This is a genomic window from uncultured Imperialibacter sp., from assembly GCF_963974565.1.
Lineage (GTDB): Bacteria > Bacteroidota > Bacteroidia > Cytophagales > Cyclobacteriaceae > Imperialibacter > Imperialibacter roseus.
In genome coordinates, this window is sequence record NZ_CAXBCJ010000024.1 from 46,237 (window position 1) to 59,554 (window position 13,318).

A 13,318-nucleotide genomic window follows, 5' to 3' on the forward strand; every position below is an offset into this window, starting at 1 on the left:
TTAGTTCATTTTGAGTAAAAGACGGTAGCTATCTTCAAGGGTTGCAACACGACTCTTTATTTGAAAACAAAGCCATTTGGCGCTACCCCTGCTTCAAATGTTGATAGTGCTTCTCCATCGGCAGAATATCTGTACACAGTGCCTTTGCCCTGAAAACCTTTGGCGTCTGCTATGTAGATGATATCCTCGGCTTCATTATAACCTAGTCCATAAAAGCCTACTGCCTCATCAATTGTAATAAACGCCTTTTCAAGCACCTTTTGTGTAGTTTCATAGCTTCCAACTGAGGTGCCTGCTATGTAATACAATACGCCCTGCTCTTTATCAATGGATAGTCGGGTAGAAGGATTAACCTCCAGGTCGACCTCTTTGGTAGCTGCGGATGCGCCAAGCTTATAGATGGCTCCGTCGTTGCCCTGATAGCTTCCACCGCAGATCAGCCAAACGGAGCCTGCTTCATCCACCACCATTTCTCCCGGCGAATAACCGACTTCGAGGGTTGTCTCCAGTTCTCCGGTACTGGTCTTAATTACAGATACTGTATTCCCAAAACTATTGGAAGCATAGACGAAGCCATCAGCATAGGCCAGATTTTCAGTGCCGTCCTCTGTATTAATTACCCCCTCCTTTTCAAAAGTGGTAGCGTCAAGAATGAGCACAGACGACTGGTCAAGTGCGTAGCTCTCATCGAAAGTGCCCCAGTTGCTGACAAAGAGCTGATCGTTGGCCCGCAACAAATACCTTGGATTGGCCAGGTTGTCCTCAATAGTGGCTGTTGAAACAAAGTCAGCATTCACCCTTTCAATCTTTTTGCTGTTGTTCACTACCACGTAGCCTACCTCGTCGGCATCGATAAACAAGGATTGTACTACGTCGCCCAGCGGCCGACTGTTGGCCGTTTGGAAAACGAAGGCAGAAACCTCCCCGCTTTCCGGGTCATAGGAAGTAATACTTCCATTCGTTTGGTTAAAATTCCCTTCATTGACTACATACACGGATCCCTCACCGTTATTGGGTTCACCTTCGTCGTCACCTCCACAGCTGGTTAGGAAAACTGCGGCTACTAAACTCCATAATGCTAGCTTTTTCATTTTTTATCTTGGTTTAAAGTGTAATTCAATTGAAAAGAGAAAGAGCGACCCGGCATGGGTCTGTATTGCAGGTTCTCATACCTTTTGCCCAGCACGTTGTCGACTTTGACTGAAAGCGAAAAAAGCGACTTTCCAGCCCGGATTTGCCTGCCAGCCTCCAGGTTCCACAGGGTATAGGCATCGAGATTGATATCGTTATCAACGAGCGTATACCTGCTGCCATAGAATGAAACCTGGGAATCAAAATGCCATGGCCATGTTTGTGCACCCACGTTCCAGCTCCCCTGATGCAGCGGCACATAAGGCAGCTGATTACCGATGTTGCTGTCGTCGCCAGAGTAACCTGCCCGGATCTGCGATACGGTCAGCTTGTAGTTCACATCGTTGGTTAACACCCATTCGCCAGCGCTCCACTCATGACCAGCCGATAGCTCACCGCCACGGGAAAACACATTCCTCACATTCACTGGCGACCAATAACCCGCCGCCTGCGGTAGCCAAAGAATCCAGTCTTGAAGCCAGTGAGCGAAGCCAGTGGCAGATGCTTTCAGTACATGTTTTCCCTGTTTGATGGAATAATCGAATCCAGACTCTGCATTCCAACCTTGCTCTGGCTTCAGGTTTAAGTTGCCACCAGGGCTCCAGTAGCGGTCGTTAAGCGTGGGCACCCGATAGCTTCTGGAAATCTGCGAGCGCCAATTGAGGGAAACTTCGTCTGATTTTAAAATCAAAACGTCAGCTCCCAGCGAAGGTGAAACGGGGTTCCATTTACCAGCAACAATTTCCTGACGAACTTTCGCATTCAGTGTCCATCGGGCTGAAGGAAACCAGTTGACCATTAAAAAGGCATTGGATCGGTTTTCGGTCAAGTCGCCACCGTACTCTGGCACATCGGCAGCTATGTGGTTGATCAATCCTCCGGCCCGGAGTTGAACTTTGGAGATTGGCATCCATTCAATGCTATTATTCCACATATACTGGGTAGTAGCTGAAGCCAGTCCGTTGAATCTGATGAAGTCATAGATTCTACCAGCCCTCGATTCCCATTTCAATAGCGGGCTAATGCTATGCACATAACCCAGCGAAAGCCGCAGCGACTGATCAACCTGAGTGTCGCCGACCGAAGCGACAGTGTAGGGCGGGATAATTTCTCTGTCATACTGAGTCAACCAACCTTCGAGGTCAAAAACACCCTTTGACCATGGATTCCAGAATGCAGCCGCCTTCAGGCCTTTGCCCATGTAAGCGCCATGAGATTGTCTTTCAATTGGCTGCCCGACTTTTGCCAGGTTCCGGTAGGTGTAGTCATTGTCGGATTTCTTATAAAAGCCAGCGAGCGAAATGCCAGCTCTCTCACCCGAAGCCTTGACCTTAAGCCCTGAAAAGCTAGTGCCAAAGCTCCCAACTTCCTGGGTTAACCCTATGCTTCGGAGGTCTTTATCGACCCTATCACTGACAGCCACAGCGCCACCAATAGCGCCAGACCCGGCCAGAGAACTTACTCCTCCATAAAAAACCTCTGCCTGGTCGATAAAGAAATTAGGGATTAGCGAGAAATCGGCCTGGCCTAGTGATGGAAAATTGATGAGAAGGCCATTCCAAAGCAGGGAGGTTTGGCTGGCCGATGTGCCCCTGAGGCTAATAGAGCTGAGCATGCCGGGGCCGTACTCCTTCAGGTAAATGCCTTGCTGCGCCTGAAGTAACTTGCCTAACGATGTAGCTGCTTGCCTTTGAATAGCCATCGGGTCGAGTGGCTCCGAATGGCCTCCCACTGCATAGCTGTGAAGCCATGTGTCGCTGACCTCCACTGGGGCCAGGACTTTACCCATACGGACAGAATCAGCAGCAACCTCCTGACCCTTTGCACCAAACAAAAAAAGGATGACACAGGCTACCAGCCCGACCACCCTTATACCAACTGCATACATCTCTTTGAATTAAATTAACGGGCAAGCCCAGTTTGTTAACTTAACTCAAAGCTGTAGAGGGAATAAGGTGGAATGAAATGTGAAGCCGGAACACGGCCTTTTCAGATCATCCGCCGCTTTTCACCCGAAAGCTTTGAATTGCTTGACTATGGCAGGTCTCCTGGCTCGCCCGGCTTTTCTATCGTCTTCCCACCCCGATGTATCGGAACAGTGACTTTTTGATAGAGGCCTTTGTAGGCTTACAGTTGCGGGGACAGCCCCCGATTTTAACGGGGTTCCCTTTTAATTCTGCTACAACTGCTGATGAGTTGAGGCAGAAACCAACGGTCGATGCGAAATACGCAATAATTGCAATGATGTTAAAACGATTCTGTAAAAATTCTCCGATTTAACACTTTTTAATACCGTCTCAAGTAACCTTTAGGCCAGTTGAGGGTATATTTGGAAGAAATTTGAGTGGTGCACGCAACCTCAACCCCTGTTAAAGCGTCATTACATTGGTTTAGGTCGAAAACTAGAATTATAAAATACTACGATGTCGTTTATTGGAAAGCTATTTGGTAAAAAGGAAAAAACTCCTGTTTCACAGTGCAAAATTTGCAAAACCCTTTTGGAGTACAACGAAGGATATGCACTTACTACCTCTGAGGTAGTTAGCTCAAAGGAATATTGGGATCACAAGATGGTCGAGCCCGAAACGCTTGGGTACACCACTGCTCACTTTAAGCAGAAAGATGCTAATGCCACAAAAATGAGGGGGATCATTTTTGAAAAAACGGCTGAAAAAGACCAGACCTGGCTCGTATGCGACACTTGCATAAAGCAGTTCGAGGTGGATACCAACGAAGCCAAGAAACATGCGCTACAGTGGTGGGAATCCAAGGGCAATTATAACCCCCCAAAATCAGGTGACGCAAAGGCGGTACTTGAGAAGGATACTTACGAAGAAATAAAAGAATACGCCACCATGCTCGCCGGAGCCAATAAGATCAGATAAAAGCTCAGCTGCCCGACGGGCAAAGCAAATATTCGAAATGAAAATGCAATCCGTTCCCAAAAGGGGCGGATTGTTTTATTTTTGCCGCACTATGTTCAACAAAATACTTCTTGTCATCTCCTTTTTTGCCGTGCTCACTTTCTCATGCCAGCAAAAGAAGGCAGAAACGGTAGCCGATAACCCAACCCAACCCTCTTACATAAAGTATGCAAGTGGGCTAGCCATTACCCAGCACGCAGATTGGACAGAGGTTGTGGTGGAACAACCATGGAAGGGTGCCGGAAAGGCTATAAAGTATGCATTGGTTGACAAGAAAAAGGACACAGACGCCGCCTTTGATGGTTATAAAGTTGTGAAAGTGCCGCTTAGCAAGGTGGCTGCTACCAGCACCACCCACCTTCCTCATTTTTCAGCCCTCGGTGAAACATCAAGCCTGAAGGGCTTCGCCAATGCCGACTATGTGTACTCACAGGTCTTCAGGGAAAGGATCGCAAGTGACGAGCTGGTCGAAATTGGGGACGGTGCCGGCGTCAACTTTGAATCGTGCCTCAACTTGAAGCCCGAAGCCCTTTTTACCTTTTCCATGGGGAACGACCGATCTACTGACGAAAGGCTGGAGCTGGCTGGCATCCAAATGCTGTACAATGCCGATTACCTCGAAACGACACCCCTTGGCAGGGCTGAATGGATCAAGTTCACCGCCGCTTTCTTCAATAAGCTTGACGATGCCGATTCTATTTTCAACGTGATAGAACAAAACTATCTGGAACTACGAGCCAAAGCCCTGAAGGCCGAAGCAAAACCAACCGTGCTGACCGGCGTGGTGTATGGCGATACCTGGTTTCTGCCGGGCGGCAAGAATTACGGAGCTGCCTTCTTTGAAGATGCGGGCGGCAGCTACCTCTGGAAAGAAACCGAGGAGAACGGATGGCTGGAACTAAGTTTTGAGTCTGTGTTTGAAAAGGGGTTGAAAGCCGACTATTGGATTGGGGTGGCGTCTTTTAGCACACTACAGGAAATGAAAGCGCAGGAAAGCAGGTATGGTTTGTTTAGCGCCTGGAAAAATAGCGCCGTTTACAACTACGACAATCAGTTGAACGAAAAGGGTGGGAACAATTATCTGGAAGAAGGCTACAGCAGGCCCGATATTGTTCTGGCAGACCTGATCCATATTATGCATCCTGACCTCCTCCCGGGTCACAAACTTTATTTTTACAGAAAATTACCCTAATCTGTGCCATGCTTAGGGATTTCATCCAACAGTCATGGAAGCAATGGTGGAAGTACTTCGTGCTTCTCACGCTCCTGATTTTCGTGCTTTTCCTTCTCAGTCTGGCCCTGGGGTCCGTGGTGATCCCGGCATTTGAAGCGCTGAAAATTGTGTCGGGCTTTACCAGCCAAAACGAAGCCTGGCAGGAAATCATTCTCAACTTCCGGCTGCCAAAAGCATTAACGGCCATACTGGTAGGCGCCGCTTTGGGCATCAGCGGGCTCCAAATGCAAACTTTCTTCAGGAATCCTTTGGCCGGGCCATTTGTGTTGGGCATTAGCTCCGGCGCAAGCCTTGGTGCCGCCTTGCTGATTCTTGGCGGAGCTTCGTTGGGGCTTCATCAGCTGGGCGGGCAGCTTTTCGCCAGTGCTCAGGTAATTGCCGCAGCGCTCGGTGCCATTCTTGTCATGATCGCCGTTATCTCCGTGGCCCGCTCACTGCGTGACGCTATGAGCCTCCTCATCGTAGGGTTGATGTTTAGTAGCACCACAGGAGCCCTGGTCAGCATTATGCAGTACTTCAGCCAGGCCGAAGACATCCAGGCTTATATGCTTTGGTCATTCGGAAGTTTAGGCGGGCTTAGCTGGGAGGAAATGCAAATCTTTGCGCCTATAATAGTAATTGGTCTGCTGCTGTCCTTTGCTTCGGCCAAACAGCTAAACATGCTCTTGCTTGGTGAGCAGTATGCCCGAAGCATGGGGCTCAACATCAAGCGAGCCAGGCTTACCATCATCATCAGCACCTGCCTGCTGGCTGGCAGTGTCACCGCTTTCTGCGGGCCTATCGCCTTCATTGGCATTGCCGTGCCACACATGGTTCGCATGCTTTTCCCTACTTCAAATCATTTGTTGCTTATTCCGTTGGTTTGCCTGATGGGTGCCGGCACCATGCTATTTTGCGACCTGATTGCTCAGCTACCAGGCACATCGCAGTTGCTACCCATCAATGCCGTGACTTCTCTGATCGGCGGCCCCGTCGTTATTTGGATCATTGTGAGTAAACGAAACCTGAGGTACTCGTTATGATCGTTAACAACAGGTCGGTGATGAAACTACAGCATTTGAGTGTTGGCTACCTCGTAAAAAGTCATCCTACTCCGCTTTTGAAAGACATCAACCTGGATATCAATCCCGGGGAGGTAGTTTGTCTGCTGGGACAAAATGGCGTGGGCAAATCAACGCTACTACGAACAATCGCCGGGCTGCAGCCTCCCCTTGCTGGCGAGGTGCTTCTTGCCCATCGGCCAGTTCAAGCATACAGCATCCAGGAGCTAGCCACAAAGATTAGCCTTGTGCTCACTGAAAAAGTAGGTGGTGGCAACCTCACTGTGGAAGAACTGGTAGCACTTGGCCGCCATCCTTACACCAACTGGCTTGGATTGCTTTCCAAAGAAGACAAGTCGGCCGTAGAAGAAGCTGTGGCACTTACAAAGATCAACTACCTGTTGAATAAAAAAGTAGGCGAGCTGAGCGACGGACAGTACCAGAAAGCTATGATAGCCAGAGCGGTGGCGCAAGACGGCGACTTGATGATCCTGGATGAGCCCACGGCGTTTCTGGATCTGAACAATAGCGTCGAAATATTTATGCTGCTCAGACAACTCGCTCTTGAAAAAGAAAAGGCTGTGGTAGTATCTACGCATGACTTCCATTTAGCCATGGAGTTTGCCGACAGACTTTGGCTGACCAATTTCAACAGCCCCCTGGTTCAGGGACTGCCTGAGGATTTGGCGCTAAATGGTCAGCTCGAAGAAAGCCTCTACCACGAAGGCTTTGGGTTTGACTTGTTAAACGGCAGAGTGCTGCTGCCAACAAAAGAAGGCACGACATTTTCATTGGCAGGAGATTCACCAGCCCACAACTGGACAAAACGTGCACTGGAAAGGCACGGCTATCTGCCGGGTGATACGAATGCGGCAATTAAGCTTACTATTGAAATGGAGGGAGATGCTACCAGTTGGGTGGCGACAAACCAAAGATTCCATTCCCTGGAAAGTCTCCTCAACTATTTAGCCGGGCCCAAGAGCAAATAAGCTGCTTTTTCGTTATTTCTGTAATTCTCACCGCCGCTGGTCGTCCTTTATCTGAAGGTTAAACAGGTAAAGGATACAGATTTGAACAGGGTATTTTTTTTGCTGCTCATCATTTGCGCATGCTACGGCAATTTGCTTAGTCAACCAGCCAAAAGCAGGTACAAGGAAAGAACATTTCAGCTGTCCTTTTTTCCAGGCATAGGCACTAACGGACTGGAAAGTGGCTTTTATTTCAACAGGTTCTCCCTTAATATTTTCGGAGGCATGTCGGCCGGCAGCCACCACTTTGAGCTGGGTGGCATTTCAAACATCAACACCAACTCAAGCACTGGCATCCAGATAGCAGGGCTCGCCAACGTGATTGGAAGCCAGACCTACTTTAACCTGACCGATGGCGAAGAGCTCTCTATTGTCAACGAAGGTTTTTCCTGTAATTTAAAGGGCATCCAGTTTTCCGGGCTCTTGAATTTTGTCAGAAACAACGTCGAAGGCATCCAGCTAACCGGTGGGTTCAACTTCAACAATGGCTACGTGCACGGCTTTCAGCTGGCTGGCCTGGGCAATATGGGTGGCAAGCAGGTCTTTGGTGTGCAGATGGCCGGGCTCTACAACATCGCCATTCGTGGCATGACAGGCAGCCAGGCTTCGCTTTTGTTCAACTACACCTACGGGGAACTCAGCGGCTTGCAGCTAGGCCTCATCAACCGGGCAGTGCAAATGGAAGGCAAAAACTCGTCACCACCAGGCCCCGACCGGGGCTTTCAACTCGGCCTGGTGAATGTTTCAAGCGAAATGGACGGAACGCAGTTTGGCCTCATCAACATAGCCAGAAAAGTGCACGGCACGCAAATAGGTCTGATCAACATCTTCAAACCAGGTCCTTACCAGGGCTCTTCCGTGCCCACCTACGGCACGCAGGTAGGCCCTCTTAACTTTGGTTCCAGCGGCGTACACACCCGGCTGTTTACCGACGAGCTGTTTACCGCTGTACTGGAACGAACCACGGGCAACTGTCAAAACTGCACCTACACACCATCACAGATGCCCTTTACAGGACGGTTCAAAGTCGTCAATCAAAATGCGCTCATTTTTGCATACAATCCTTTCGAAAGCTTCAGAAACCAGGTAAAGTGGGGCTTGGGCTATGGCTTCATGAAGGTGTTCTACAACAAACACTCGATGATAGGGGCCGACACATTGAACGCCCGCTGGTTTTTAAGTGCGGGTATCAGGACAATGTACCTCAACCGAACCAAAAATTTTGATCCCAGGCTTAGTCTGCTACACAAAATACATGCAGAAATAGGCCTGCGCAGAAAGAAAAAAGGACCGCATTTGTTTGTCGGTCTTTCATTCAATGCCTATTTCCACGAAGGGCAGGACCTGAACATTGGCCAGGAGGTGTTCAAAACAAGCGAAGAAAGCCTGAACGTACAGTACTGGCCAGGTTATAGCTTTGGGTTGCATTTTTGAAACTGGGCGCTCCTCTAGTTGAAGATATAAAATGCATTATTTTTGCCAGCTACTACTGCGGGGAAACTCCACACTGCAATCGCATTGTCTTTCTTTCCACTTTCCAGGAGCTTTCCGGCTTCATCTCTCAGTTCCCATGCCAGGTCACCACCTTTGTTCCATCCGGTTCCTTCCGTCCATGCAATGAGGTAGTGGTCGTTGTCAGAAATAGCGATTTTGCTATGCTTGGCACCATTTGCTTGCTTTTCAGGAGATCGTACCGGCGATTGGGCTTTGGCGAATTGGTAAAACACCTCCCCGGCTGTTTGCCATGTAAAGGCCAGCATATTACCAGACCTTCCCGAAGAAATGCTGCTCATGGGGCAGGCCTCAAGTTCCCATTTGTCAATCACACTTTCGGAAAGTGTATTGTCGTCATCAAAGTCAATCAGATGAATATCGCGGTGTTTTCTCTCGCCAGCCGACCTATACAAGGCTAAGACGTGTCCATTATTGTCCGATGTCAAATGCATACCACAGCAGCCGCATGCTCCAACCAGTGGATCGTTGATGGCCAGCTCATCAGAAAATGTCCGTCCATCATCCTCCGACTTTCGCAAATAAACCCTCCTGTTCTCTTCGCCTGGCTCGTTTCCGGTGGCATGCCAGGAAACGTAAATATTCCCTTTCTCGTCCGTAGCAATTGCACTGCCTCCGTCCAGCCCCCAGTGAGTCTGTATGAGATTGGCTTCCGGTTCAAAGTGCTTTTTGTCATCAGCCATTCTGGCATAGAGCAGGGGAGTAACCATAGCCGAGTCGTGCACGGCAAGGGTCGCCGCTGAAGAAGCATTCCATATCACATGCACCAAATCGCCTCTGCCAATAGCCATTTGCGCCCCACGTATTGTGCCCACCGCAATGGCACTACTATCCTTCCCGTTTACCCTGATCGGATCGCTCAACTTGCGACTCGACTCGTCAAAACGACAGTAAAAAAGATTTCCAGAGGCTGGGTCACCCTGATAGTAGATGAGGTGGATAAACCCCTCTGTATCGCTCATCGACAACGGCTGAATGGCCCCTTCCGGAAGCTCAATATGATAAATAACCTGCTCGTGGTTTTCAGGTAAGCCGCATTGCTGAAGCACTAAAAACAATAAGCATATTCCATAGTAACGACACCTCATCCTGTACTGAATTTTATTGGACGTCAAGATACTCATTTGAAGCCAAACCAACGACCATCATAGCCTTCAGTATCTGGCAAGAAATAAGACTTCAAAGAACCTTTAAGCTTTCTGAAATCCATTTGTATCTTAAGCGCTCCATTCGGTCGCAGGACTGACAATGTGTTACTCTGCGCCGGTGTAAGTTTGAAGCATACTTATGGCACACATCGTCATCATCGGAAACGGCATAGCTGGCATCACTTGCGCCAGGCATGTGAGAAAGCAGGGGAATGATCAGATCACTGTCATCTCAGGTGAAACCGAGCATTTTTTCAGCAGAACAGCCCTCATGTATATCTACATGGGGCATATGAAATATGAACATACCAAGCCCTATGAAGATTGGTTTTGGGGAAAGAACAAGATTGACCTGGTGTTTGATTTTGTTACTGGTATAGAGGCAAAGGCTAAATCGATACGACTTAAATCCGGCAAAAACATTAACTATGATAAGCTGGTGCTGGCCACCGGCTCACAACCCAACAAGTTTGGCTGGCCCGGCCAGGATCTCCCAGGGGTGCAGGGGCTCTACTCCTATCAGGATTTGGAGATACTGGAGAGCAACAGCAAGAACTGCAAAAGAGCAGTCATTGTGGGAGGTGGCTTAATTGGTATTGAACTGGCGGAAATGCTGGCGTCGAGAAAGATTTCTGTGACCTTTCTGGTACGGGAAAAAAGCTTTTGGGATTTGGTTTTGCCAGTGGAAGAGTCTGCCATGATCAACAGGCACATTGTTGAACATCATATTGACCTCCGGCTGAACACTGAGTTGAGGGAAATAAAAGCCGGGCCTGATGGAAAGGCTTCTGCGGTCGTTACCAGTACTGGTGAGGAAATACCATGCCAGGTAGTAGGATTGACTGCCGGAGTGCACGCCAATGTTGGCTTGGCTAAGTCTTTCGGTGTCGAAACCAACCGGGGCATTCTGGTCGATGACCTTTTGCAGACCAATTTGCCCGATGTTTATGCCATTGGCGACTGTGCCGAACTGCGAAACCCACTACCTCACAGGAAAGCCATAGAGCAGGTGTGGTACACCGGCCGCATGATGGGCGAAACGCTGGCTTTGACGCTAACTGGTACGCCAACCAGGTATGTGCCCGGGATTTGGTTTAATTCTGCCAAGTTCCTTGACATCGAGTATCAGACCTATGGTTCAGTGCCCGCCATTGCTTCTGAAGGAGTGGATTCGTTCTGGTGGGAGCATCCTGACGGAAAAAAGGGCATCAGAATTAATTTTGATCAAGCTGCCGGCACCGTGCTCGGCATGAATGCCATGGGCATCCGGCAGCGACACCAAGTTTGGGACAGCTGGATAAGGCAGAAAACAAAAGTGGATAGGGTGATAAACGAACTGGAGAAGGCCAATTTTGATCCGGAGTTTTTTGATACCTGCGAGCAGGAGATCAGAGCGGCATTTTCGACGCAGTTCCCTTATTTCGAAATCGAAAAGAAAAGAAAGAAAAAGCTGTTTGGTATTTTCTAAAGCAAGAGGAAGAAAGAGATGAGAGCAATACAACTAACCGGGCTGGCACTTTTTATACTTGGCTTTGGCCTTTTTCTGGCCAGCTTCTTCATGGCCGACTACAAAATTGCAAGGAGTGGCTTTGACAAAATTGTTGGTCACGAAGGGAAAGTTGAAGGTATCCTCACTTTCACGCCCGAGATAGTCGACACAGAATACAGCACAAATTTTGGGTTTGTCGGCACCATCCAAAAAGGCATCAACACCTTCAACAGACAGCAAATGATGCTGTTTGCTCTCAAGGAATCGGAGATAAATCTATTAATTAGTGAGCTGGGCCCTCCTCCCTACACTTTCTCCCTTGAAATGCTGAACTACATCTACCCGAAGATCAACACCAGCACTATATTCAAGAGACGAAAAATGGAGGAGTACGGCAGCTGGCTGGCAGGGAGAAAATATGACTCCAGAGAAGCGCTGAAGAAAGATCTGATGTCAGTGGCCAACACGATCAACGATTATGGCATCATCAGCGAGGTAGGTATCGACCGTTACAAAGCCAGAGACATCCGATATGAAGCGACCAAACTGGCTTCCCACGGGCCAATCAAGTCAAGTCCGGGCCTCTTTCTTGCTCTATGCTACCTGCTTCCCATCATCGGAGCTATGATGTACTTGCTACCCAAAGCCAAACTTGACGGCCCGGCTGGCATTAAGAACAGTGGCATTTTCCATAGCGTTTTGAAAAACAAAGGCTGGCTTGGCATCATGCTTGGCAGCTTTCTTATTGTCTTCTATATCATTTTGTATTTCTTCCCCGAGTACATGACCGAATGGATCATCATGGTTGATCCTGTGAGTCAGCTACTGAAGAACAGTGATGCCAGCCGTTTTTTCCTTTATGGCTTCATTTACACGCTTTGCATCCTTGTAATGGGGGTGCGAATGTTCATTAAATACCGCCATAGCAAATATCAGATCATGAGGACGATTTCCGTGATGTTCTTTCAAACGGCTTTCGCTTTCCTCATTCCAGAAATACTCCTCAGGCTTAACCAACCCTATTTCGACTTTAAAAATATCTGGCCGCTCGACTACGACTTCTTCTTCGACAATGAGCTCAACCAGCTTATTTCTTCAGGCAGTCTGGGCATCTTTATGCTGGGCTGGGGCATTGCATTGATCATCATTGCTGTGCCGGTTTTTGTTTACTTCTTTGGCAAAAGATGGTACTGTTCCTGGGTGTGTGGCTGTGGAGGGTTGGCAGAAACGCTGGGCGACCCCTTCCGTCAGCTTTCCGATAAGTCGCTGAAGGCCTGGAAAATTGAGCGGTGGATGATCCATGCAGTGCTGGCCTTTTCTGTTATGATGACAGGCGGCGTGCTGTACACCTATTGGTCGGGCAACTCCTGGCTGGGTGTGATCGACAGCTATACACTCAGAGAAGTGTATGGTGTTTATATCGGCGCAGGCTTCGCTGGCGTGGTGGGCACTGGCTTTTATCCTTTGATGGGTAATAGGGTCTGGTGCCGGTTCGGCTGTCCGTTGGCAGCTTACCTGGGCATTGTGCAGCGCTTCAAAAGCCGCTTCCGCATTACTACCAACGGTGGTCAGTGCATTAGCTGTGGAAACTGTTCCACCTATTGCGAAATGGGCATCGATGTACGTTGGTATGCTCAGCGGGGACAGAACATTGTGCGCTCCTCGTGTGTTGGCTGCGGTGTTTGCTCCTCAGTTTGCCCCCGTGGCGTACTCAACCTTGAGAACAGGGACGAAGAAGGCAGGTTTGGTCAACCCATACTGATTGGCAACGACAGCATCAAAGTGGAAGCATAAATCTTGCTTCCAATGCTT

Annotated in this window: 10 protein-coding genes and 1 riboswitch; of the genes, 7 read left to right on the forward strand and 3 right to left on the reverse strand. The window is 48.9% G+C overall.

The genetic code is table 11. From position 1 onward, the window contains the following. Positions 1-56 precede the first annotated feature (56 nt). A complete protein-coding gene (locus AAC052_RS24335) occupies positions 57-1,091 on the reverse strand; it encodes a DUF5074 domain-containing protein (protein WP_339815827.1) in 1,035 nt (344 codons plus the stop codon). Next, positions 1,088-3,019, reverse strand: a complete 1,932-nt coding sequence (locus tag AAC052_RS24340) for a TonB-dependent receptor (protein ID WP_339815828.1) — start codon at positions 3,017-3,019, stop codon at positions 1,088-1,090. Before AAC052_RS24340 ends, AAC052_RS24335 begins: the two co-directional genes overlap by 4 nt. 132 nt (positions 3,020-3,151) lie before the next feature. After that, positions 3,152-3,359, reverse strand: a riboswitch (cobalamin riboswitch). Positions 3,360-3,554: 195 nt separating this feature from the next. Here AAC052_RS24340 and AAC052_RS24345 point away from each other — a divergent pair. The 5 genes from AAC052_RS24345 to AAC052_RS24365 all read left to right on the forward strand — a co-directional run bounded on the left by AAC052_RS24345 (position 3,555) and on the right by AAC052_RS24365 (position 8,791). Further along, positions 3,555-4,016, forward strand: coding sequence for a hypothetical protein (locus AAC052_RS24345; RefSeq protein ID WP_317489683.1), 462 nt, complete (start codon positions 3,555-3,557; stop codon positions 4,014-4,016). Between the two features lie 91 nt (positions 4,017-4,107). Further along, complete coding sequence (locus AAC052_RS24350; protein WP_339815829.1) at positions 4,108-5,247, forward strand: ABC transporter substrate-binding protein; 1,140 nt, start codon at positions 4,108-4,110, stop codon at positions 5,245-5,247. A gap of 8 nt (positions 5,248-5,255) precedes the next feature. Then, positions 5,256-6,311: an iron ABC transporter permease gene (locus AAC052_RS24355; protein WP_339815830.1), complete on the forward strand. Its 1,056-nt coding sequence runs from the start codon at positions 5,256-5,258 to the stop codon at positions 6,309-6,311. After that, entirely contained in the window at positions 6,308-7,318 is a 1,011-nt protein-coding gene (locus tag AAC052_RS24360) for an ABC transporter ATP-binding protein (protein WP_339815831.1), read from the forward strand. The genes AAC052_RS24355 and AAC052_RS24360 overlap by 4 nt, the downstream gene beginning before the upstream one ends. 81 nt (positions 7,319-7,399) lie before the next feature. Further along, a complete protein-coding gene (locus tag AAC052_RS24365; protein WP_339815832.1) occupies positions 7,400-8,791 on the forward strand; it encodes a hypothetical protein in 1,392 nt (463 codons plus the stop codon). 14 nt (positions 8,792-8,805) lie between these two features. Here the strand turns inward: AAC052_RS24365 and AAC052_RS24370 are convergent, their stop codons facing one another. Further along, the gene (locus AAC052_RS24370; protein ID WP_317489678.1) at positions 8,806-9,957 is read right to left on the reverse strand and encodes a hypothetical protein; all 1,152 of its coding nucleotides are present in this window, start codon (positions 9,955-9,957) and stop codon (positions 8,806-8,808) included. Positions 9,958-10,156: 199 nt separating this feature from the next. Here AAC052_RS24370 and AAC052_RS24375 point away from each other — a divergent pair, with 199 nt between their 5' ends. Together AAC052_RS24375 and AAC052_RS24380 are read left to right on the forward strand one after the other, a co-directional pair. Continuing rightward, a complete protein-coding gene (locus tag AAC052_RS24375; protein WP_339815833.1) occupies positions 10,157-11,485 on the forward strand; it encodes an FAD-dependent oxidoreductase in 1,329 nt (442 codons plus the stop codon). A gap of 18 nt (positions 11,486-11,503) precedes the next feature. Next, positions 11,504-13,300, forward strand: coding sequence for a 4Fe-4S binding protein (locus AAC052_RS24380; protein WP_339815834.1), 1,797 nt, complete (start codon positions 11,504-11,506; stop codon positions 13,298-13,300). The last annotated feature ends 18 nt before the right edge of the window (positions 13,301-13,318 follow it).